The sequence below is a fragment of the Aliikangiella sp. G2MR2-5 genome (assembly GCF_015687155.1).
Classification (GTDB): Bacteria; Pseudomonadota; Gammaproteobacteria; order Enterobacterales; family Kangiellaceae; genus Aliikangiella.
This window is the reverse complement of record NZ_JADPQF010000004.1, coordinates 66975-90574: the sequence shown is the minus strand read 5'-3', so window position 1 is coordinate 90574 and position 23600 is coordinate 66975. Positions and strand designations below refer to the sequence as shown.

Below are 23600 nucleotides of genomic sequence, written 5' to 3'. Positions count from 1 at the left end.
TAGACAGCTATTTAACTGAAAATGAGTTTCGCAAAACTGGAAAACCTGACTGCTGCGCCTGAATTGAAAACCGGCGCACAGCGTTTCCTGTCGCAACTTAAAACGCAAAAACATTATTCAACTCATACAGAAAGCAACTATTATCGACAGATCCTTCGCCTGCTAAAATTTCTTCAGGAAAGGGATGTCGTCAGGTGGGACCAAGTCAAGCCTATCCATCTGAGACAACTATCTGCCTTCTATCACAGGAAAGGGCTATCTCCGCGCTCTATCGCGCTGATGCTGTCTGCTTGTCGCAGCTTGTTTCAGTTTTTGATTCGCGATCTTGAGCTGCCATCCAATCCGGCAAAAGGGGTAAAAGCGCCAAAGTTTGATCGTAAGCTGCCAAAAACTATCGACGTAGACCAGGTTAATGCGCTGCTTGAAGGTATTGATGAAGGAGACGATATCGGAGTGCGTGACAAAGCGGTGGCCGAACTATTTTATTCAAGCGGAATGCGTCTGGCGGAACTGGTTCGGCTAAATATCGAAGATATTGATTGGTCTGACAGAACCGTCAGGGTCACGGGGAAAGGCAACAAGACCCGTTATGTTCCAGTGGGAGGCTACGCACTGGAAGCAATCAGGGAGTGGCTAAAAATACGAGGTGTCTGGTTGGGGCCAGATGAAAATCAAGCGCTTTTTATCAGTCAGCGTAATGGTCGCCTCAGTCCGCGAAGTATTCAGCAACGACTGGCTCACTGGGGCAAAATGGTAGGAATGAATGGCAGGCTGCATCCACATAAATTCAGACATTCATGTGCCACACATTTGCTGGAGTCCTCGGGAGACTTGCGGGCGGTGCAGGAGCTTTTAGGACATGCAGATTTGTCTACCACTCAGGTTTATACTCATCTGGATTTTCAGCAACTTGCTCGTGTTTATGATAAAGCCCACCCTCGTGCGGGGAAAAAAAAGAGCCCTTCGAAAAAGGAGTCCTGATGGCGAGTTTTGAAGTAATCAGCTTTGATCTGGATAATGCCCTGTATGACAACCAACCGGTACTGAATAACGCTGAAGCGGCTTGTAATCAAGTTCTTGATATTGAGTTCGCTGCACAGGGTCAGGTATTTCAGGTTGAAGCTTTTCAGGCTATTCGACGGCAGTTGCTGACAGAAAATAATATCCAATATGAAAATTTAAGTCATTTCAGGAAATGCGCATTGAATCAACTATGCCGAGGTTTAAAAGATTCAGCCAGAATCGTCGAAAAAGCCTTTACGCAATTTATTCGATATCGTAGTCAGATAACGGTGTTACCGGAAATTATGTCGATGATGTCGGCTTTGAGCCAAAAATATACCCTGGTGGCCGTATCTAACGGAAATTGTGATTTAACCAGGACAGCACTGAGCCCGTTTTTTGAAAAACATTATTCGCCAACCTTCGGATTTCGGGCAAAACCACACCCCCAGATGTTGCAAGCGGTGATCTCAGACTTTTATATCACTGCCGATAAACTGCTTCATGTTGGTGACTCAATGGACAAAGATGGGCAAAGTGCCAGTGCCGCCGAGTGTGAGTTTTATCATTTCGCTCCTTTTCAGGGAGAGCTTTCTGTTGGTCAGCATTGCACAAGGTTGATAAACTTCGTTAGCAACAAAAAATAGAGAAAAATCAATCAAATAAAGTCGGCAAATAGTCTCTTTATTAGCTAAGCTTAAGGGCGAGTGAAGAAAAAATAAGAATAAGAATAAGGAATAGCATAGTGACTTTTTTTTCCCAGATTAAAGTGAAGTATTAGCTGGATTATGAATCGCCTAGTTGAAGTCAAAACACTGCCACTAATAATCTTGCAGTTGAGCCTTGAATTCGAATTGAAATCGAGTGAAATGGCGACAGGGTTTATGAGGTTTCATAAATGTCCAGCGATCTGATTTGGGTAACAGTTTTATCTGCCTTTTTGTTGTCGTTATTGATCTTTCGGCAATACCGTCTACGTCGTCAAAATGAAGCGCTACTCAACAAAGAAGCTCGTTATGAACGTGCTATTAAAGGAGCGAATGATGGCGTCTGGGAATGGAATATTGAGACCGATGAATTTTACTTCTCGCCGCAGTGGAAAGCATTACTTGGTTTTAATGACGCCGAAATCGATAATGTTAAGTCAACTTTTATCGACCGGATATTTCGAGATGAGAGAAAGCCAGTTGTATTGAAGTTAAAAGCCCATCTGAATAGCCTGGATCCATTTGATATACAGCTTCGCTTACGCCACAAAGATGGATCTTTTCGTTGGTTTCGCCTGGTTGGTCAGGCTGGTACAACACGTGATGGAAAGTCCAGAGTTATTGCTGGCGCCATGTCTGATATTGGCGAAATCAAACTGAATGAACTGATGGACCGATCTCGTCGACAAGTTTTAACTCTGACTGCAAAAGGTAAGCCTACCAAAGAACTCTTTAAAGCGATTATTGACAACATTGAGCTAGAGATGCCTGAAGTTATCTGCAGCATTTTAAAGCTTGATATAAAAAAGGGAGAAATTTATTGCGAGTCGGCTCCACGTCTTTCACAAGAATTTATTTCGGCAATCGATGGAACCAAACTTGGAGATAGGAGTGGAGCCTTTATTAACAGTGTTTTGGCAGGTAAGCGTGTCATAGTCGAGCAGATTCAGACTAACCCCGATTGGGATTTTCTTAGGCCGCATGCAAAAGAAGCGGGGTTGATATCATGCTGGTCTGAACCGCTTTTTAATGCCAAAGATGAAGTGATAGGTATCTTTAGTCTTTATCACCACTACCCGGCGGTGCCAAGCGCAATCGAAATGAAGTTGATCGAACATGCGGCAGTACTGGCTGGCATTGTGATGGAAAAGGCGAAAACAGAAGAGGCGTTACAGCTGGCATCACTGGTATATGAAAACAGCAGTGAAGCCATGCTGATTTTTGGTGATGACAGAAGTATTTTGGCAGTTAACCCTGCTTTTACTGAAATATCGGGATACGAACCAGAAGATGTTTTGGGAAAGCAGGCGGACGTACTTAACTCGGAATTTTATGAACAGCATTTCTATGATGCGATGTCTCTTGGGGTTGGTCATACCGGTCAATGGCAGGGGGAGGTCAAAGATCGGCGCAAAAATGGAGAAATCTATTACAAGTGGCTAACTATCAATACTATTTACAATGAAGACGGTAGTGTTCATCGGCGCGTAGCGCTTTTCTCAGATATCACAGAAAGAAAGAAGTCAGAAAAAATTATCTGGGAACAAGCGAACTATGATTTTCTGACGAATTTACCGAATCGAAACATGTTTCATGAACGGCTTGAGCAAGAAATAAAAAAGGCAAGTCGAGATGGTAGACGATTTGCCTTGTTACTAATCGATCTGGATCGTTTTAAAGAAGTAAACGATACCCTTGGTCATGACTATGGTGACATTTTACTGATTGACGCTGCAAAGCGAATTAGTGAATCGGTTAGAGAGTCGGATACAGTTGCGCGTCTGGGTGGAGATGAGTTCACCATTATTTTGTCGGAAATTGACGAGCATGCTCACGTAGAAATTATTGCACAGAAAATCATTGAGAAGCTGTCCAGGCCGTTTCAACTAAAAGAAGAAGTCGCCTATGTTTCTGCAAGTATTGGAATTACATTATATCCTCAGGATTCTGGCCGAATCGAAGAGTTGCTAAAAAATGCCGACCAGGCAATGTATGAGGCAAAAAACCTGGGCAGAAATCGATATCAATATTTTACGCACTCGATGCAGGAAGCTGCGCAACAACGAATGCGTCTGGTGAGTGATCTTCGTAATGCTATCGAGAGGCAGGAGTTCTCTCTGTACTTCCAGCCTGTCGTCGATCTTAAAACGGGAAAGGTCATCAAAGCTGAGGCTCTCATTCGTTGGAATCATCCATCTCGTGGCATTATTCCTCCTGGAGAATTTATTGAGGTAGCAGAAGAAACCGGATTGATCGTCCAGATTGGCCAATGGGTTATTCAGGAAGCTCTCGATAGAGTTGTTTGCTGGCGCAAAAGTATTGCGCCTGATTTTCAAATCAGTGTGAATACGTCTCCCGCCCAGTATCAGGCGAATAGTTTTGACAAGGAGGCGTGGGCGCGCAATTTTAGCCGAATAGAAGAGAATGGTCAGGCTATCGTAATGGAAATTACTGAAGGCATGATGATGGATGCATCACCCCTGATTACAGAGCAGCTACTCGCTTTTAGAAACTCGGGAATCCAGGTTGCTCTTGATGATTTTGGTACCGGGTATTCTTCATTATCCTATCTGAGACGGTTCGACATAGATTATATTAAAATAGATCGCTCATTTGTTAAAAATCTTGAGTTTGAAGAAGAAGATCGTATTTTGTGTGAAGCTATTATCGTGATGGCACACAAGCTCAAACTGAAGGTTATTGCTGAGGGCGTTGAAAATAAACCACAACTACTTATTCTCAAAAGTATTGGTTGTGATTATGCGCAAGGTTACTATATTTCTCCACCAGTTGATCAACAAACTTTTGAACATTTCGCCCTACAAGGGCATCCATTCGAAAATTCTACTAGCAGCAGGTAAAGTTTGGTAAAGTGCCATTTTTAAGTCTTCATTGATTGAGAATAACATGGAAGAGTTGGCAGAAGGTCTATTCAAAGCAATGCTACGAGTTTTGTCAGGAGGGCTTAGAGTACTGCTATTTATCGGTTGGGATCTGATGGTCGAAAGGGTCGGTTGGACTATCGGCTGGTGTTTTTATCGAGCGGTGACTTTTGGCAAATTTCCAACTGAAAACGTCGATGAGATTGACAAGGCGCCTATGCCAACACAACTTTTTGTAGAGTTTTCCGGTTTGGCTTTTCTCGCTGCCGGTATTTATATTCTGGCTTCCTTCTAGCGCATGCAACTAATGCAAAAAGTTTTCAAACAAAAAACTCTAGAGTGATTTATTTAAAATATGCTGCTTGATTATACGCCACCGATCGCGCCCTACCTGAAAATTCTTTACCGTGATGATCATCTGGTGGTTTTTGACAAACCTTCCGGTTTACTTTCCGTTCGTGGAAAGGCTCGAAATCATCAGGATAGCCTGCAGTTTCGAGCACAATTAGTGTGGCCGGAAATTGGTATTGTTCATCGTCTGGATATGTCAACATCCGGTATTATGCTGATGGCATTAACCAGGACTGCATTACGTGAACTTAATCGCCAATTTCAGCAAAGAGAAACAGAGAAAATATATATCGCACGGGTCTGGGGACGGCCCGAGACCGACAGTGGTGAAGTGAATTTTCCTTTGATCGTAGATTGGCCCAACCGGCCTAAACAGAAAGTTTGCACGGAAACCGGAAAAGCATCTAGCACTCGCTGGCGGTTACTTGATTCTGATGGTCAGGCCTCCCTGCTCGCGCTTTATCCGATCACCGGACGATCCCATCAGCTTAGAGTGCATATGGCTGAGATTGGGCATCCTATTCTAGGGGACAAATTCTATGCCCATCCACAGGCGTTGCAAATGGCGGATCGACTAATGCTTCATGCAGAGTCTTTATCATTTAGACACCCTGACACTGGCGAGAATTTTTCGATTCAAAGTCAATGTCCTTTCTAACTCGATTCTTCGAAATGATAACGTGAAAGCTTTTTTAAAGGATAACCACAAAATGCTTTATTTCGATCGATTACAGGCAGTGTATTCAGCTTGATAACACCAAGATCAGCTTCGAGTAATTGATTGGATAAGTCTCTTAGTTCAGTCATATCGGACACTACAATCTGTATCAGATAGTCAAAGTGAGCACCGACTACAAAGCTCTCCACTATTTCCTCAATTTGATCAATATACTTCTCGAATTTTTTGAAATCAGCCGGATGGTGGTTGCCCAGTGTGACTTCCATAAACGCCATAAGTACCGGTCCAAGTTTTTCAAGTCGAACTTTGGTTCTAAAGCCTTCTATGTAGCCTTTATCCTGAAGGCTTTTTACTCGCGCCAAACATGCGCTGGGTGAAAGCGCAACTTTCTCCGCCAATGCCTGATTGGTTATTCGGCCATCTTGTTGTAGTAAAGAGAGTAATTTTAAATCTTTGTTATCCATCGCCATTCGCTTGACTCACATTAGTGGGCTGACCGTTATATTACCGGTTATTTGAAGCATATTTTGTCAATGCAAAATAATATGCGGTTAAATGCCATTTTACAAAATTTAAAGGCACATATCTGTTCTTTTTTAGCGCCCGATTTTGTTCCAGATATGTTCAAATAAGGCTTAATTGATAAGCTATTTGAAGGGTAAAGCGAAAAATGAATTCTCCGGTGACAGCCATCAACTCGCGACAGAATAATATTCTGCATCCGGCAACTTCGGTAGTTGCTCTTGAACAAGGTGGAGCAAGGTGCGTACAGGCGGCTCAAGGAATATATGTGAGAGACAAGGATGATCACCAGTTGATTGATGGTATTGCCGGACTCTGGTGTAGCAACATAGGTCATGGCCGTAAAGAGGTTGCGCAAGTACTTGCCAAAGCTGCAGAGCAACTGGATTATTTTCATACCTTTAACGGACATACAAACCAGGCACAGGAAACCCTGGCTGAGCGTTTGATTGCTATGGCACCAGAAGGATTAAGTCAGGTGTTCTTTGGCTGCTCCGGGTCGGATGCCAACGATACTCTGGTTAAGATAGCCTGGCAGTATCAGATAATGCGAGGCAAGCCTGAAAAGCGAAAAATCATCTCACGCTGGCAGTCCTATCATGGCACTTCGATTTCGACCGCGAGCTTAACTGGCCTCAAAGGTTTCCATAAGGCGTTCAATTTGCCGCTGGACTTTGTTGTCCACACAGATAGTCCGTTTTATTACCAGGAAGCATTTGCCGGAGAGAGTGAGTCTGAATTTTGTGCGCGTCTGCTAAGTCGACTAGAGCAACTTATAGAACAGGAAGGAGCTGATAGTATTGCTGCATTTATCGGTGAGCCTATTATGGGAGCAGGAGGTGTTATTACGCCTCCTCAAGGTTACTGGAAAGGCGTTCAGGAAATCTGTCGCAAAAATGATATTTTGATAATAGCTGATGAAGTGGTTTGTGGCTTTGGGCGAACAGGAAAAAGTTTTGGTTGTGAACACTATGAACTCAAGCCAGATCTAATGACGACCGCTAAAGGAATAACGGCAGGAGTCTTTCCAATGTCAGCTGCTTTTATTGCAACGCACGTGCATGATCAGCTGCGTGAAGCATCCCGAGAGTTTGGTGGGTTTTCTCATGGCTATACCTATTCAGGACACCCCATTGGGGCAGCCGTCGCGAACTGTGTGCTGGATATTATGGAGCGGGAAAGTCTAACCGATAATGCCGCTAAAGTTGGTAGCTACCTCCACCAAGCTTTGGCTGATCGACTCGCCGGTCATCCACATGTTGGCGAAATCAGAGGTAAAGGTTTACTGGCCGCTATTCAACTCATGCAAAGCGCATCAGAAAAGACTTTTCTTGATCCCGGTAAAAAGCTGGCGGCCAAAGTGTCGGAGGCCTGTTATCAAAAAGGATTAATTATTCGTCCACTGCCTTCAGTTAACTCATTGGCTTTGTCACCACCATTAACCCTTAATCCGCAACAGGTTGAGCAAATAGTGGACATTGTCGAGGCGGGAATCAATGAAATTTTCGAGTAGTTTCTCAAAACCTGTATAAGCGTTTATCGCTTAATTTGCTCTGTGAAGCTTTGGCCACTGGTTCCCCCGGTGGTCTTTTTTTATAGGGATAGCCATTATTTCAAAGGCGATTATTCTTCTATGTTTGAGTTGTTGACAGGTAATCACCGACGACCTTAATAATCTTGGCTTTTAGTATCGGTTTTCGTAAAAAGTCGTCGAAGATTTGGTTTCTCTTTCTGGAAGACTCGCTTTCCAGGGCTGAAGCGGTAACTGCAACAACTGGTATACTCGGATCGAAGGATTTTATTTGCGTGGTCGCGTCAAAGCCATCCATTATGGGCATTCTAACATCCATGAAAACCAGATCAGGACGTTCTCTTCTGACCGCTTCAACGGCTGCCTGACCGTTATCGGCATGCTCAATATGAAACGGAAAACTGGATAGATATTTTTCCAGGATAAGGCGGTTACTGGTAACATCATCAACAATTAGTACTCTTGCCTCGCGATAGTTGAGTTTCTTGTCTTCAACTCGATCTTGTTCACCTGGTTCTGGTTGCGATTCCACAATTTGGAATAAACGAAGTGTAAAGCGACTACCTTTGCCTATCTGACTTTCCACTTCAATTGTACCGCCGAGCTTCTCCGCGAGTTTCTTACATATCGATAACCCTAGTCCGCTGCTGGCAACATGTGATGCGCTGGGGCTGATTTGATATTCAAAATGGTCAAATATTGATTGAAAGCGAGTCGGCTCGATACCGACGCCTGAGTCCTCTACCGTAAAACACAGTGATTGATCGTCAGAGTAGAATACCTGAATATTGACGAAACCCTTGTCGGTAAACTTTAAAGCATTGCCTACCATATTGATCAAAATCTGTCTTAGTCTATTGCCGTCACTAATAATCCAGACGGGGACCTTTTCGGATAGGTTAGTGGTAAATTCAAGAGATTTTTCGGCCATAGAGTCTTTGAATAACTGTTTGACCTCAGCGACTAAACGAGCAACGTTGACGGGCTCCATTTCAATCTTCATTTTACCGGCTTCAATTTTTGATATTTCCAGAATATCGTTAATGATATGAAGTAGCCCATTGCTACCGGTAGCGATAGCATCGAGGTATTGTTTTTGTTCCGAATCGAGTTTTGTTTCTGAAAGCAATTGTGAATAACCGAAAACAGCATTCATTGGCGTGCGAATTTCATGGCTCATATTGGCGAGGAATTCCGATTTCGCCTGGTTGGCTTTTTCTGCTTCTTCTCTTGCTTGAATTAACGCTTTTTCGGTAATTTCTCTTAGCCGAATCTCTTTGCGAAGTTTCATTATCCAGAACAAAGTCAGCACACCCAAAAAGACAACTAAAGCGATCACATTAAATACTGTTTTTGGATTAATTCCGGTTTCCACTGCAACGTTAAACCATTTGTCGCTAATTTGTCTTTTTTCGTTTTCACTTATCTGATCAAGGGATTTGTTGATAATGCTTGCCAGTGGTTCCGCTCCTTTGGCAACCATCATTCTTACCTTCAGATTATCGTCGATGGTTCCTGATATTTTCAGGTTATTAAAGTGGGAAAGCTTAAGTTTATAAACCGCTACCGGGAGATATCCAACAAAGGCATCTGCTTGATTTTGAGAAACCGATCTAAGCGCGTCGTCCAGGCCGGCAACAATTTTGAAATTGAGTTTTGGGTGGTTGTTTTTTAAATAGCTATAGGTATAGTAATCTTTGGGAACAGCAACCGTCTTTCCGTAAATCTCTTCGATCGACTGGATATAGGAATATTGAGGGCCTGTGATCATGGCTAGCGGAGAGCTGAAGTAAGGGTCGGTAAAACTGGCAAAGTTTTCTCTTTCCGGGGCGTAGATTGCAGCTAATACCAGATGGATTTTTCTGGTTTTCAAGTTTTCCATCACCTGACTCCAGTTATCTGATTTGATAAATTCAAACCTTAGTTCAGTCTTTTCCTCTATGAGTTTCAGGTAATCAACAGAAATTCCTTCGAGCCTGTTTTTCGAAGTTAGATTAACAAATGGCTCCCAGGAAATATCGTCACTATAGTAGATGACCGGGTTATTCTTGACCCACTCGAGCTCTGCGGCGGTGTAGTCGACACGCGAGCGCAACTCAGCTATGCACAGGCTGGTGATTGAACACAACGTCAATAGAGCAAGTAACTTTAGCCAAAGCTCTTTTGTGTTCTTGGCGCTAAAAAAGGTAATCACGATTGGGTCTACAAGAGGAACTAATCCTTATTGATATCACATAGTTAGCCTAGTTTTGATTAGGTGTTATCGCAAGTAAATTGAGAGGAAAGATTGGGAGCTTGATTACTGGCGAGACACCAGATGTCTCGCCAAAGCAGAGCAGTTGCTATTTTAGAGGCGCATGTTTCAGGCTGTCGAGCAGGTATACCCAGAATTTTTCAACCGTTGCGATCTCGACTTTTTCATCGGGAGAGTGAGCATGGCGGATTGTTGGACCAAATGAAATCATGTCCCAGTGTGGATAAGGTTCGCTAAGCAGGCCACATTCTAGTCCGGCATGAATTACTTTGACTTCAGGCTTAACCCCATAGAGCCTTTGATAACCCTCGATCATGGTGATAAGTATTTTAGAGTCAGGGTTGGGTTTCCAGCCCGGGTAGTCACCACTTAATTGGGTAGCTGCCCCCACCGCTTTAAAACTGGCTGCTACTTCCGCAGCTAAAGCATCTCTGGCGCTATTAGAAAGACTTCGAGTCAGACATTTGACTGCCACCTGATCACCTTCGGTCTTGACAATCGCCAGGTTATTGGAGGTTTCGACAACGCCGTTAAACTCCTGACTCATTCGACTAACACCATTAATACAGGCAGCGACTGAGTGAATTACTTTACGACAGGTTTCATCGCTATAGCTACGGGAAGGTGCGTCTATCGACTTTAAAGCTATCGAAAGGTTCGTTTCTACTGAGCCGTATTCCCTGGTAACTTCTTCTTTGAACTGAGTGACAGCACTTTCAAAAGCAGGAACATTTTCAACCGGGACCAGGATTTGGGTAAATGATTCTCGCGGGATAGCGTTGCGTAGGGTACCGCCGTTAAACTGACAAACTTTCATGTTTAGCTTGTCGTAGTTTTCCAGTAAGAAGCGGTTTGCAATTTTATTGGCATTGCCCCTTCCTTTATCGATATCGAGTCCAGAGTGGCCACCGCGTAAACCAGTTACTGCCAATTCAAAAGCCTGATAGTTGCCTTCTAGCGGTTGCCATTGCATATCAACTAAGGCGCTGATGTCGATACCACCGGCACACCCCACGTAGAGCTCTCCTTCATCTTCGGTATCAAGATTTAATAGAATATCACCCTGTAAAATGCCTGCCTCGAGGTTACTTGCTCCGGTCATACCGGCTTCTTCGTCAATGGTTAACAACACCTCTAATGGACCGTGCTCTATATCTTTAGCCGTCATAACGGCTAGCGCTGCCGCCACACCTATCCCGTTGTCTGCACCCAATGTTGTGCCAACGGCGGTGACCCAGCCATCTTCAATACAGGTCTGAATAGGATCTGACTCGAAATCGTGTGTCGAATCAGCATTTTTCTGGGGGACCATATCAAGGTGACCCTGCATGACTATCCCTTTGCGTTCTTCCATACCGGGAGTTGCTGGCTTGCTGATAATCAGGTTGCCTATGGTATCTTTGCGCAGGGTTAACTGATGTGCATGACACAGACTTTCAACATAGTCGATAACCGCTTGTTCATGGCCAGATGGACGCGGCCTTAAAGTCATTTGGTAGAATATTTCCCACAGCGAAGTTGGGGATAGTTGGGCTATTGCTGACACTCAAGCTTCTCCGTCAAATCTTAAATTGACGCCAAGTATAAATGGCCGTCTATTGAATGCAAACAAAAGCCTGTAATACGCCTGCCCCAGGTCAAAACTATGTAGATTTTCTATCACCTGATCATAAAAAATTGACGAAATAGTCGTAAGTGGTACATTCTTACTAAATCTCTTGATGAGATTGCCGATATAAGGTGTTTGATCTGTCTCCTGTGTAGATGAACCACCTAAATTGTCTGCTCGGATATTTACCGTAATTTTGACTGGAAAATCATGCGAATCTTTTACTCTTCCCTAATATCCTGGCGTTTGCTGACGTTTCTGACCCTTATACTGATAGCAGGGTTTTCCTGTCGAGCCTGGTCCCTGGAGAAGGATGAAGTTCATCAGCTGCGCTTACTTGCTGGAGAGTCACCAACCCAGGCATTAGCTGAGCTAAATAGCAGATTAAATGAAGACTTAATCGAAAAGAGGCCCGTGGTGGCGGTAGAGCTTATGAATATCAAGTTAGGTCTTCTCGCTCAAGCGGGAAATATGCAGGAAATGGTGGCGGTTGCGGTTTCGGGACAAAAGCTGGCTCGGAAGCTTAATGATCACAAGCAAAATGCACTATTTGGCGTCGGCATGGCAGAAGCTTATTCGCAAATGAACCGCTGGCCTGAAGCTAAGGTACTTTACGATCAAGCCATAGATTATTTTGCAAATAATCAGCATATACCGGAACTGATATTTACCAGGAACAAACTGGGGTTGTCCCACTATTACAATCTTGAATACGATGAAGCATTAAATATTTTACTTAAAGCTTATGAGCAGGCATCTTTAAATATACCTCAAATGGGGTCGATGATTCTCCCCAATATAGCGTTAATTTTTGAAGCAACCAACAATCTGGATAAAGCAATTGAGTACCACCGGAAAACCCTCGAGATTGTCAGCGAAAGTGGGGATCCTGCCGGGCTTTCAATTATTTATTACAATCTGGGGTACACTTATTTGCGTAATAAGCAGCCGCAAGAAGCGGAGAAATACCTGAAAAAATCAGAACAGATTGCTCGTGATCTTCAAATTGTTCAAGGGATTGCTTTTGCTTCAAGCCAACTAGGTCAGCTATATCTGTCGAAAGAAAATTTCGAGTTGGCGGAAAAGTACTTCAAAGAATCTTATCGGCTTGGTATGCAATTAAAAAATCAACGACTGCAGACGTTGGCTGGAATGGGGCTAACCAAAGCTTACTTACAGTTTGACCGGATCGCTGAGGCAGAGCTGATAATCAGACAGATAGAACCTTTGCTCCTGGATAATGAGTCACAGCTAAAACTGGGGTTTGACAATGCACTCGCTGAACTTTCTCTGAAAAAGAAGGCCTTTCGGGAGTCAGCCATTCAATACAGGACTTTGGTAAAAAAGCTGAATGAATTTTATAAGGAGAAAAATGACTCAAAAATTCAGGAAATGCAGGCAAAGTTTGGAAGTCGTCTGCAGGAAAAAGAGAATAAACTGCTTAAACAGAAAAATGAACTGCAAAAGTTAAAATTATCCTCTCAGGAAAAGCAGAATATGATTTACTTCCTATCATTTCTGGTTTTGATATTTCTACTGCTATTTATCACCTTTGTATTGAGGAAAGAAAAGGAGAGACGAAGGAAGTTCGCCACATTGGCCATGACTGACGAGCTAACAGGCGTTGATAATCGTCGTCAGATTTTTTCTCTGGCGAAAATTGAATTCGACAACTACAAAAAATTGAAACAGGATACTACCATCGCTATTGTTGATCTCGATTATTTCAAGCAGATCAATGATACCTATGGACATGATATGGGAGATCAGGTGCTGCGTGCATTTGCTGATGCGGTAAAAAAAGTTATTCGAGATAAAGATTGCTTCGGTCGAATTGGCGGTGAAGAGTGGATGTTAATACTTCCTAATAGTACTCCTCAAATTATCTCGACCATTTTTAATCGAATTAAGCAGGAAATTTCGAAAATAAAGATTGATGGACTCGAGCAGGAAATTACTTTTAGCATGGGTGCGACTCAATTTGTGGAAGATGATGATGAGTTTGAGTGTTGCGCAAAACGTGCTGATGAAGGATTATATACTGCTAAGGAAAACGGGCGGGATCAATTTGTAGTGGCTTAAGTTCTACCATGGCAAAATAACCATAACAAAATAACCCTGCTTAATTTGTGGGCCCTTTTATTCACAGGGAAGGCATACTCATCTTACAAAAAAATTGTGGTGATTCCCCATTTTTTGCCAGAAGGTTCGAAACCTATGAGCAAGTCCGATTTTTCTTTTATTTCTGAATAGCAGATCAAAAATAAGTTGAAAAAAACATAGCCAAATGAGTGTCAGGCTGACTAGATCCAGGAGTTCAATATCATGGTTGACTTAGAAGGGAAGATAATTACAGTTCGACCCGAAGAAGAAGTAGATACACTACAAATGCTACCAAACTACATTGGAATATCAGAAAATACCGCAGGAGCTCAATCGATTTCCATGAACCTGGTAACCATCCCCGCAGGTGCCCGTTCCAAGCCACATTATCATGAAGGGTTTGAGACTGCTATATATCTTATTAAGGGAGAAGTGCAAACTCTTTATGGTGATCAACTATCCAAGTCGAGCATCAACAGGCAGGGCGATTTCATATATATACCTGCAGGCGTACCGCATATAGCTATCAATTTGAGTGATGAGCAAGAAGCGATTGCTCTGGTTGCAAGAAATGATGCGAATGAGCAGGAAAGTGTCAGGGAATACAAAGTTACTGATGGCTGATCTTGACTGGCACGACCCTCACTCCATTTAACGATTATTATCAAAGGCGAATTAACTGCGTCGTTTAATTCAGAACTACGATGAGGACGAAAGCTTATAACCGAACTGTCTAATCTGTTTTTGAGCGCCCTCACTTTTTAAAAATTCAATGAATGCCGCCGCCGCAGGGTTTTCTTTGGCCCGCTCTAATAAAACCAGATCCTGCCTGATTGGGGAGTGGAGTGATTCAGGCACTAACCAATATGACCCCATCTCTTTACTATCCAGTTGTTTGAGTTGTGAATAAGAAATGAAACCTATTTCTGCATTGCCCGTCGCTACATATTGAAAAGCTTGTGCGATGTTTTCACCACGGATCAATTTTGGATTCACTTTTTCAAAAAGCTTCAGGCGAGTCAGCACTTCAACCGCGGCGGCTCCGTATGGCGCTAATTTGGGATTTGCCAGTGCCAGATTACGATAGTTGCCCCGGAGCAATACATTCCCTTGGGGGTCAACCAGTGAAGTCGTTCTTGACCAAAGTACAAGACGGCCCTGTGCATAAGTGAACTGACTGCCATTAACCGCCAGGCCCAAATTAATTAAAGCCTGCGGTTTTTCCCGATCAGCAGATAGAAACAAGTCGTATGGTGCTGCATGTTGAATCTGGGCAAAGAATTTACCGGAAGAGCCAATTGACAGACGTACTTTATGTTCACTCGATAGCTCAAATTTTTTAGCCAGCTGCTTTATCGGAACCGCAAAGTTGGATGCAACGGCTACCCTTACCTCAGCTGCGTTGAGTGAGGTTGAAGTAAAAATTAAAATCCAGCAGGCCAGGAGTAAAGTTTTCATCAGATTAAAGTAATTGAGTTTGGGCGGGTTAACAAGTCATTGGATCAATGAAAGCGTTATTTAATAGTTCCAACAAATTAAACAATCGGTAAGCCTTTATCTTCTTTTATATGCTCAATGACCACATAGGTATGATTCTTGGCGACACCGGGAATATCGACTACCTCACCAAGTACTGATCGATACTCAGCCATGTTGGCTATTCGAATTTTAAGCAGGTAATCGAATCCGCCGGCGACCATATCACACTCCGCAATCTGCTTGATCTTCTGCACCTGCTCGGCAAACTGGTCAAATACATCTGAAGTGGACTTATCTAGTGTTACCTCGACATAGGCTTTCAGACCGAAATTTAGCTTTGATGCATTGAGAACTGCGCCGTACCTTTCAATATATCCCTCAGACTCAAGCCTTTTTACTCGATCCAGACAGGGGCTGGCGCTTAAATTAATTTCTTTGGCAAGGTTGACGTTGCTAATTCTGCTATTTCGCTGAAGAGCGTCTAAAATTGCTAAATCGATCTTGTCCAACGGACGATTTTTAGTCTCTTTTGTCATTTTCAGTAGATTATACGGAATTAGTTGGCTAATACCCGCTAATTTACGGTGTTTTCCGAAAATAAACCAGCATATCCTGCGGTTTTTTGTCTAAAATGCGTCCAATTATAATTGTTGGCAGAATAAACTGCTTCTCTTGTTGAGGATTTGCAAATGCTTTTTGAAGGTTCACTGGTAACGGATTGTCCAATCCGCCAAAAAATTCGTGATTTCTATCGTATCGATGAGGATGAAGTAATCAACTATATTCTGCCTCTTGCCGAAGTGGGCGTTGCCGCTCGTAGCCGAGCCTGGGAGAGAGCTCGTCAAATGGTCGTGAATATCCGTAACGACCAAAAAGGGCAAGGCGGAATTGATGCGTTGCTGAATGAATTTTCTCTTTCTTCAGAAGAAGGGGTTGTACTGATGTGTCTCGCCGAAGCTTTACTGCGTGTTCCTGATTCTGAAACCCAGGAAGAGCTGATCCGTGACAAGCTGAGCAAAGGAGACTGGAGTTCACATCTGGGTAACAGTGATTCGCTTTTTGTTAATGCCTCTTCCTGGGGCCTTTTGGTCACAGGCAAGATGGTTAATTATTCCGATAAATCCAAAGAAGAGCAGTTTGGTGTTCTCAAGCGAACTGTCGGTCGACTGGGTGAACCGGTTATAAGAAAGTCAGTAAATTTCGCCATGAAAATAATGGGTAAGCAATTTGTTATGGGCGAAACTATCGAGCAGGCTACCGAGCGAGCCAAGCCAAAAGAGCAGAAAGGTTATGCCTACTCCTACGATATGTTGGGCGAAGGCGCACGCACAATGGCGGACGCTGATCGTTATTTTGATAGTTATATGAAAGCTATCCATGCGATCGGTAAAGCGGCTAATGGCCGCGGACCGATCAAAAGCCCGGGCATTTCGGTAAAGTTATCGGCTATCCACCCACGTTATGAATTTACCCACCGTGAGCGTGTGATCACCGAGCTGGTCCCTAAACTGAAAGAACTTGCACTGGCAGCGAAAAGTTATGACATCGGTTTTACGGTTGACGCTGAAGAAGCTGACAGACTGGACATTTCCCTGGATATTATCGAAGCGGTTTTTGCTGACGACGATCTGGGTGACTGGGAAGGGTTTGGCCTGGCTGTTCAAGCTTACCAGAAGCGTGCTATTTTCGTTGTCGAATGGCTACGCGAACTAACCCAGAGAGTTGGTCGAAAATTGATGGTCCGTCTGGTTAAAGGCGCTTACTGGGATACGGAAATTAAAGTTTCACAAAAAGACGGTTTACCGCATTTTCCGGTATTTACCCGTAAGCCTTCCACCGATGTTAGCTATAAAGCTTGCGCCATTCGTTTGATGGAGTATCGCGACACCATCTTTCCGCAGTTTGCGACCCACAATGCATACACTGCGGCAACTATTCTGGAAATGGCCGGAGAGCGTAAAGATAATTTCGAATTCCAGCGTTTACATGGTATGGGCGAGTCCCTTTATGATCAAATAGTGACTGAAGATAAGGTTCAGTGTCGAGTCTACGCGCCTGTTGGTCAGCATGAAGATTTGCTGGCGTATCTGGTTCGCCGCCTACTGGAAAATGGTGCTAACTCTTCATTTGTAAATGCTATTGTCGATGAGTCCAAACCCGTGGAATCTCTTCTTCCTGATCCGGTGGAAAAAGTTCAGGGATATAAACAGAAAAGTAATCCGCAGATAGAGCTACCCATCGCACTTTATGGAGAAGAGAGAGATAACTCCAAGGGGCTGGATCTGACCGATATCAACCTGATCACTCCTATGAAAGACAATATGGAACTATGGGTAAAGAATAATTTAATTACCCTTACCGCTGTTCCAGAAGGTTCCGATCCGGTAACTAACCCGGCCAACCTGGATGAGATCATCGGCCACATTCGTCACCAGAATGAAGATGAAATGAAGTTGTTGGTAGAGAACGCAGAAAAAGCCTTCGCTAGCTGGTCGGTGACTCCGGTTAAGGAACGCGCCGATATTTTAAGAAAGACCGGTGATATTCTGGAGCGTCATCGCGACGAATTGATCGCACTGTGTATCAAGGAAGCGGGTAAAGTTGCCCAGGATGGAATTGATGAAGTTCGCGAAGCGGTAGACTTCTGTCGTTATTACGCAGCACGCGCGGAAGAATTGGCGAAAGATGAGCGCTTTGAAGCGCGAGGTGTTGTCCTTTGTATTAGTCCGTGGAATTTCCCGCTGGCAATTTTCCTTGGTCAGGTTGCTGCGGCAATTGCTACCGGCAATACGGTAATAGCTAAACCTGCTGAGCAAACGTCGCTTATCGCGTTGCGAACGATTGAATTAATGCAGGCGGTGGGTTTGCCTGAAAATGTTGTACAGCCAGTAATTGCTCGCGGCAGCAAAGTAGGTCAGGTTATTGTTCCTGACGAAAGAGTTAAAGCAGTGATGTTTACCGGTTCAACCGATACCGGAACCAGAATTTCACAAACGCTTGCCGAAAGAGGCGGTGACCAGGTTCCGTTGATTGCAGAGACCGGCGGCCAAAACTGTATGATCGTAGACTCGACTGCACTACCAGAGCAGGTGGTCGACGATGTAATTTCTTCTGGTTTCCAGAGTGCAGGTCAACGCTGTTCCGCGTTACGGGTGCTCTTTATCCAGGAAGAGATTGCCGATAAGGTAATTACCATGATTAAGGGGGCTATGAAGGAATTGACCGTTGCTGATCCGAGCTGGTTGTCGACTGACGTCGGGCCGGTGATTGATCAGAAAGCGCTGGATAATTTGAATGCGCACGTTGACTATATGAAAAACAACGGCCAGTTATTGTACGAGTGCGATCTTTCCAAAGTGAAAGCCGACAAGCATTTCTTCTTTGCACCACGCCTGTACGAGATCGATAACCTGGCGGTTCTCAAAGATGAAGTTTTTGGTCCTTGCGTGCATGTTATCCGATTTAAGGGAACCGAGCTGGACAATGTAATCGAGCAGGTCAACGCAACCGGCTTTGGGTTGACTATGGGGGTCCATAGTCGTATTCAGGAGCGTGCCGATTATCTTGCGAGAGAGTCGCGCGCCGGTAACATCTATATTAACCGCAACATGATCGGCGCTGTAGTCGGTGTTCAGCCTTTTGGCGGACGCGGTCTTTCCGGAACCGGTCCTAAAGCAGGTGGACCGAATTATTTGAGCCGTCTGGTCAGGGAAAAAGCTTCGCCAAATAATCATCAATTGAGTCAGGGCAAACCTGATGCGGTCGAATTTGATAACTCGGTGGGTAGCAGGGCGCTTGTGGATGAGTTGATGCGCAAAGCGATGAGAGATGAAAAAGTCTGGCGCAATTCAGATGTTAATTCTCGACTTTCTATTGTCCGTCAGTTTATCGCCAGGATAGCTAAAATTGAGAGTATTCAGGATCTGGCTGAAGACCTGGAGCAGACGGTTGCCGATGCCAGGTCGCAAGTAATTAAAATTGAGAAAAGACTATCGAAGCCGTTTGTAATGCCTGGGCCGACAGGAGAGTCCAACATTCTCTATCTGGAACCCAGAGGATGCGTTCTGTGCTATGCCGACAAAGATTCCAGCTTTAATTTCTGGGCGATCGCGATTATTACAGCCCTGGCAACGGGAAATACTTTGATTACCGTAGTATCTGATCATTTTCATGATCAGGCGCTCGCGTTCAGAGACGAGCTGTTGTCTTGTGGTGTTTCTGAAGGGGTGTTACAGGTTGCAAAATTAAGCCAGCTTGAAGCGCTGCTTGCGCACCCGCATTTGGCTGGAGCTGTTATTGGTAGTGGCTGTCAACGCAAAGCTTTTGTTAATACGCAACTGGCTGCGCGCAAGGGAGCAATTTTGCCGGTTATCAGCAGCGAATATTATGATACATTGGTGACTCGATTATTGACTGAGAAAACCATCAGTATCGATACAACGGCATCAGGGGGGAATACTTCGTTGATGACGTTAACTGACGATGAAGACTAGATTCTCCGATATTGAGTCCGATATTGAAATAGAACAATAAAGGTACCCGAAAACGGGTGCCTTTTTTATTGAAATCTGGAAAACGAAAGTTAGTGATTTATCAAACCACGCCAGCCAGCCAGCCAGCGCTTTATTTCTTTTTCTGGTTTGGGCTTGGAGATTAGAAATCCTTGAATATGAGCGCAACCGATCGCCTTTACGGTTTCAAAATCCAGCATCGATTCAACCCCTTCAGCGATTACTTCCATTCTTAAAGCCGAGGCAATACTCATTAACGATTTGACGATAACCTTTGATATATCGTCATTGCCTATGCCATGAACGAAGGAACGGTCAATCTTCAAATGGGTAAAGGGGAGTGAGGTTAATTGTTCAACATTGCTGAAACCAGTACCAAAATCATCCATAGCCAATTTAAAACCTTTCAAAATCAGCCGATCAATTACTTCGTAAGTTAAACTGTTGCGATTTAGTACGCCGGTTTCAGTGATCTCAAAGATAATAGCATCGGTTGGTACTCTTTTAGCCTTTGCTATTTCCTCAAGTATATTGGGAAGCTCCTGATTATTTAACAGGCAAGGTGAAAGATTGACGGAAAGTTTCTGCCCCACATCCTTTTGCAATAAATCTCCCATTTCATCCAGAGATGTTTCATATATTTTTAAAGTCACCTTTTCAATGAGGTTGAATCTCTCGGCTACTGGAATAATTAAATGTGGTGGAATAATTCCTTTTTCGGGCATATCGAAACGAATCAGCGATTCAAAGTAGTCTATTTGTCCCGTTTTGATATTGATGATGGGCTGGTAGTAAGGCGTAAGCTGGTTCTTCTCAATACCTTCATTTATCTGCCGTTTCTTCAGGAAACCTTCGGTGCTCTTTAGAGCGAAATTCCGCGTTCCTTCGAGCCGCTGTAACAGAAGCCTGAAATTGACTTCAAGAAATGGCTTACTTACCGAGCCAAGAAGGTTGAGGGTATACCGTCTCGCTGCCTCTACTGCTGAACTTAGTACACGCGAATCAAGGCCCGACATCAAAACTATCGAACCATTAAAGTTTAGCTTATCCAGATTGCTTAGACACTCTATCCCGTCCATTCCCGGCATATGTAAATCAAGGATGATTAAGTCGAAATCAGGCTTTTCCCTGATCACTTCCAGCGCATCGACACCATTGTGACAAACTTCTATATTGACTACGCCAAACTGTCGGAGGATCTCCCTGATTGCCTCGCAAATTGCTCTGGAGTCGTCTACGATAAGGATGGATATTTCACTATATGAAAGCATATGTAATCGAACTATTCACGATTTTCCTTCTTCAGATCAATAATAGACAGCCAGGAAGGAGTTTGCCTAATTTTTATAACAGGCTTTTAGTATGATCTTTTTTTATGACAGTTTTGACCAGTCTGTGGAAGCGTTTGCCAGCCTGGATATAACCGCCAAGCATATACTCGGAAAAGTGGGCGTCAGTATAGAACTGGGTAAGGATCCTGTGGAGCTGGCTAAGCGTGCTTTGGGGAATCGAGGTAAAGTCGTAGGATATGCCGGCGCATTCGATATTATCTCAAAAGCGAGCGACAAAGAAGCACAGGAGTTAGCACTAAAGTTTAAGACAGCTTTAGAACGCGCGAGAAAGTAACAACATTAGATACTGATTTTTAGGCTTTAAATTCTTTTCTGGCGAGTTCGTGGCGATTTCTGATAGAGTGAGTGCCGCCTGACGTAACTAATTTGCTCTAAAGGAATACCATGCATCTATCCAGAACAATCGCATTAATATCTATCATTTTCGGCATTTCCTCTCCTCTACAGGCAAATAACTCTGTGCAAAAAGCCGTCGAAAATGACTGGCCCTATCTGGAAAAGCTTTATCAGCATTTACATAAGAATCCAGAACTGTCTTTTCAGGAAAGCGAAACCGCCAAATACATCGCACGCGAAATGAAGTCTCTTGGGTTTGAAGTTGTTGAAAACTTTGGCGGTCATGGTCTGGTTGCTGTATTAAAAAATGGCAGTGGTCCTACTATCATGTTGCGAACTGATCTGGACGGTTTACCGATTAAGGAAAATACCGGGCTTTCATATGCCAGTCAGCGGGTAGCGCAAGATCGAGATGGTAAGAATACCTTTACTATGCATGCTTGCGGGCATGATGTTCATATGACAGTGTTTACCGGTACTGCAAGACGCTTAGTCGAGTTAAAGCAGCGTTGGAAGGGAACTCTGGTTATGATTGGACAACCTGCGGAAGAAAGAAGTGGCGGAGCTAAAGCCATGTTAAAACAGGGGCTTTTCGAGAAATTTCCAAGACCTGACTATAACCTCGCACTACATGTATCTTCCAATCTGAAAGCTGGAACATTGGGTATAGTCAAAGGTTTCGCTATGGCAAATGTTGATTCGGTTGATATTCTGGTGCATGGTGAAGGAGGCCATGGAGCCTACCCTAATAACACTAAAGATCCTATTGTCTTAGCATCTCAAATTGTACAAGCGTTGCAGACTATTGTTAGTCGTGAGATTTCACCCCTGGAGCCTGCGGTTGTTACTGTCGGTTCAATCCATGGTGGTAGTCAACACAATATAATACCTAACCAGGTAAAGCTGCAGCTCACCCTTCGCTCTTACTCGAAAGAAGTCCGAGAGACAACGATTAGTGCGATTAAAAGAATTACAGCAAATCTAGCTCGTGCAGCCGGAATTTCTGAAGATAAACTTCCTACCGTAACAGTACTTGATGAAAACACTCCTGCGGCGTTCAATAATCCTGTATTGGCCAGCAGAATTGAAAAACTATTTGTAGAAAAATTTGGTCAGAATAACGTTTTAGAACTAGGACCTGAAATGGTTGGTGAAGATTTTGGTCGTTATGGACAAGTCGAACCTAAAATACCTAGCTTGATGTTCAGGTTAGGAACTGTAGAGAAAAACCGCTATGAGCAGTCATTGCTCGGCCAAGTTCGTTTGCCAACCTTGCACTCGGCAAAATTTGCTCCGGATCCTAAGCCAACGATTAGTAAGGGGGTTAGAGCTATGACTGAAGCCGCTTTGGAATTGCTGGATAAGAAGTAAAACAAATTACAAGGAAGTCGAACTTATGTATCGAGAAATTAATTTTTCTTGTATTGTCGATACGCTGTCTCGTTTGGAAAATCGAATTAGCGAAAGATTTTCTGATCGTGGAATATTAGGTGTATGTCATGAACTGTTAGAGTTTGCAAATGAAACTGATTCAAACTTGTTATTGATTAACCGACCTAACTATTTTCTGCGAATCTTTGTTGCTTTAATCATTATCGTTAGCCTGTTGGCATTAGCTTATAGTGCGACTATTTTTGAAGTTAGAGAAGAAGGTATTACACTGACCGAGGTTATTCAGATTGCCGAGGCCGCAATCAACGATTTGGTTCTGATTGTCCTTGCTCTCTTTTTTCTTGTATCTTTGGAATCAAGAGTGAAAAGAGCAAAAGTTATTAAGTCGTTAAATCAGCTTCGAGCAATAGTTCATGTTATAGATATGCACCAGCTGACAAAAGATCCATCGGAATTAACTGAAAGTCATCGCACGCCATCATCGCCAGTGAGAGATCTGAATCGATATAGTTTGCAACGATACCTCGATTATTGCAGTGAAATGCTAGCTATTATTGGAAAAATAGCAGCCGTGTATGCGCAGCATATACCTGAGCCGCAGGTGCTTTCATCAGTCAATGAAATTGAAAATCTGACATCTGGATTAAGCAGAAAAATCTGGCAGAAAATTATCATTTTAAATACTCCTCTCCCATTCGAGAAAAATTGATTTGATATATAGTACAAGATCAATTTATCGTTATCGGTAGTGGCAACTCAGGTTACTTTTAGAAGTCTATGTGGCTAAGAGTTTTATTAGTCAGAGTTTACAGAACCTTCTTTCTTATGCAAATGCACTATCTTATTGGAAAATTTGCCTAATATAGATGTCGAGAACCAGATAACTAATA

Annotated in this window: 18 protein-coding genes; 12 read left to right on the top strand and 6 right to left on the bottom strand. The window is 43.5% G+C overall.

All coding sequences use genetic code 11. The annotated features are described in order from the left end of the window. Positions 1 to 21 precede the first annotated feature (21 nt). The 5 genes from xerC (at position 22) to IYN84_RS13365 (ending at position 5600) form a co-directional block, all read left to right on the top strand. Positions 22 to 981: a tyrosine recombinase XerC gene (gene xerC / locus IYN84_RS13385; protein ID WP_196139747.1), complete on the top strand. Its 960-nt coding sequence runs from the start codon at positions 22 to 24 to the stop codon at positions 979 to 981. After that, positions 981 to 1649 (top strand): HAD-IA family hydrolase, encoded by a 669-nt coding sequence (locus tag IYN84_RS13380; protein WP_196139746.1) that lies wholly within the window; start codon positions 981 to 983, stop codon positions 1647 to 1649. The genes xerC and IYN84_RS13380 overlap by 1 nt, the downstream gene beginning before the upstream one ends. A gap of 251 nt (positions 1650 to 1900) precedes the next feature. Then, positions 1901 to 4570, top strand: coding sequence for an EAL domain-containing protein (locus tag IYN84_RS13375; RefSeq protein ID WP_196139745.1), 2670 nt, complete (start codon positions 1901 to 1903; stop codon positions 4568 to 4570). Positions 4571 to 4616: 46 nt separating this feature from the next. Then, the gene (locus tag IYN84_RS13370; protein WP_196139744.1) at positions 4617 to 4886 is read left to right on the top strand and encodes a hypothetical protein; all 270 of its coding nucleotides are present in this window, start codon (positions 4617 to 4619) and stop codon (positions 4884 to 4886) included. Positions 4887 to 4946: 60 nt separating this feature from the next. Beyond that, a complete protein-coding gene (locus IYN84_RS13365; protein ID WP_196139743.1) occupies positions 4947 to 5600 on the top strand; it encodes an RluA family pseudouridine synthase in 654 nt (217 codons plus the stop codon). Here the strand turns inward: IYN84_RS13365 and IYN84_RS13360 are convergent. Then, on the bottom strand, positions 5597 to 6085 hold the full coding sequence (locus IYN84_RS13360) for an Lrp/AsnC family transcriptional regulator (protein WP_196139742.1): 489 nt from the start codon (positions 6083 to 6085) through the stop codon (positions 5597 to 5599). The two genes, IYN84_RS13365 and IYN84_RS13360, sit on opposite strands and share 4 nt — an antisense overlap. A gap of 206 nt (positions 6086 to 6291) precedes the next feature. On the opposite strand from IYN84_RS13360, the gene IYN84_RS13355 reads away from it, so the two are divergent. Beyond that, positions 6292 to 7656, top strand: coding sequence for an aspartate aminotransferase family protein (locus IYN84_RS13355; RefSeq protein WP_196139741.1), 1365 nt, complete (start codon positions 6292 to 6294; stop codon positions 7654 to 7656). Between the two features lie 118 nt (positions 7657 to 7774). Here IYN84_RS13355 and IYN84_RS13350 read toward each other — a convergent pair whose 3' ends face one another. Together IYN84_RS13350 and IYN84_RS13345 are read right to left on the bottom strand one after the other, a co-directional pair. After that, a complete protein-coding gene (locus IYN84_RS13350) occupies positions 7775 to 9868 on the bottom strand; it encodes an ATP-binding protein (protein ID WP_196139740.1) in 2094 nt (697 codons plus the stop codon). A 148-nt stretch (positions 9869 to 10016) separates the two neighbouring features. After that, positions 10017 to 11474: an aminoacyl-histidine dipeptidase gene (locus tag IYN84_RS13345; RefSeq protein ID WP_196139739.1), complete on the bottom strand. Its 1458-nt coding sequence runs from the start codon at positions 11472 to 11474 to the stop codon at positions 10017 to 10019. 273 nt (positions 11475 to 11747) lie between these two features. On the opposite strand from IYN84_RS13345, the gene IYN84_RS13340 reads away from it, so the two are divergent. Both IYN84_RS13340 and IYN84_RS13335 read left to right on the top strand, forming a co-directional pair. Further along, complete coding sequence (locus IYN84_RS13340; protein WP_196139738.1) at positions 11748 to 13619, top strand: GGDEF domain-containing protein; 1872 nt, start codon at positions 11748 to 11750, stop codon at positions 13617 to 13619. A 243-nt stretch (positions 13620 to 13862) separates the two neighbouring features. Then, the gene (locus IYN84_RS13335; protein WP_196139737.1) at positions 13863 to 14264 is read left to right on the top strand and encodes a cupin domain-containing protein; all 402 of its coding nucleotides are present in this window, start codon (positions 13863 to 13865) and stop codon (positions 14262 to 14264) included. A gap of 75 nt (positions 14265 to 14339) precedes the next feature. On the opposite strand, the gene modA is transcribed toward IYN84_RS13335, so the two are convergent. Both modA and IYN84_RS13325 read right to left on the bottom strand, forming a co-directional pair. Further along, the gene (modA, locus tag IYN84_RS13330) at positions 14340 to 15098 is read right to left on the bottom strand and encodes a molybdate ABC transporter substrate-binding protein (RefSeq protein WP_196139736.1); all 759 of its coding nucleotides are present in this window, start codon (positions 15096 to 15098) and stop codon (positions 14340 to 14342) included. 77 nt (positions 15099 to 15175) lie between these two features. Beyond that, on the bottom strand, positions 15176 to 15655 hold the full coding sequence (locus IYN84_RS13325) for a winged helix-turn-helix transcriptional regulator (protein ID WP_196139735.1): 480 nt from the start codon (positions 15653 to 15655) through the stop codon (positions 15176 to 15178). A gap of 153 nt (positions 15656 to 15808) precedes the next feature. On the opposite strand from IYN84_RS13325, the gene putA reads away from it, so the two are divergent. Next, positions 15809 to 19612: a bifunctional proline dehydrogenase/L-glutamate gamma-semialdehyde dehydrogenase PutA gene (gene putA / locus IYN84_RS13320; protein ID WP_196139734.1), complete on the top strand. Its 3804-nt coding sequence runs from the start codon at positions 15809 to 15811 to the stop codon at positions 19610 to 19612. An 89-nt stretch (positions 19613 to 19701) separates the two neighbouring features. On the opposite strand, the gene IYN84_RS13315 is transcribed toward putA, so the two are convergent. Next, positions 19702 to 20901, bottom strand: a complete 1200-nt coding sequence (locus IYN84_RS13315; RefSeq protein WP_196139733.1) for an EAL domain-containing protein — start codon at positions 20899 to 20901, stop codon at positions 19702 to 19704. 91 nt (positions 20902 to 20992) lie between these two features. Here IYN84_RS13315 and IYN84_RS13310 point away from each other — a divergent pair, with 91 nt between their 5' ends. The 3 genes from IYN84_RS13310 to IYN84_RS13300 all read left to right on the top strand — a co-directional run bounded on the left by IYN84_RS13310 (position 20993) and on the right by IYN84_RS13300 (position 23419). Beyond that, positions 20993 to 21256, top strand: a complete 264-nt coding sequence (locus tag IYN84_RS13310) for a hypothetical protein (RefSeq protein WP_196139732.1) — start codon at positions 20993 to 20995, stop codon at positions 21254 to 21256. 110 nt (positions 21257 to 21366) lie between these two features. Then, positions 21367 to 22689 carry an amidohydrolase gene (locus IYN84_RS13305; RefSeq protein WP_196139731.1) on the top strand — a complete coding sequence of 441 codons (1323 nt, stop codon included), beginning with the start codon at positions 21367 to 21369 and terminating at the stop codon, positions 22687 to 22689. Positions 22690 to 22714: 25 nt separating this feature from the next. After that, on the top strand, positions 22715 to 23419 hold the full coding sequence (locus tag IYN84_RS13300) for a hypothetical protein (RefSeq protein ID WP_196139730.1): 705 nt from the start codon (positions 22715 to 22717) through the stop codon (positions 23417 to 23419). Positions 23420 to 23600 lie beyond the last annotated feature (181 nt).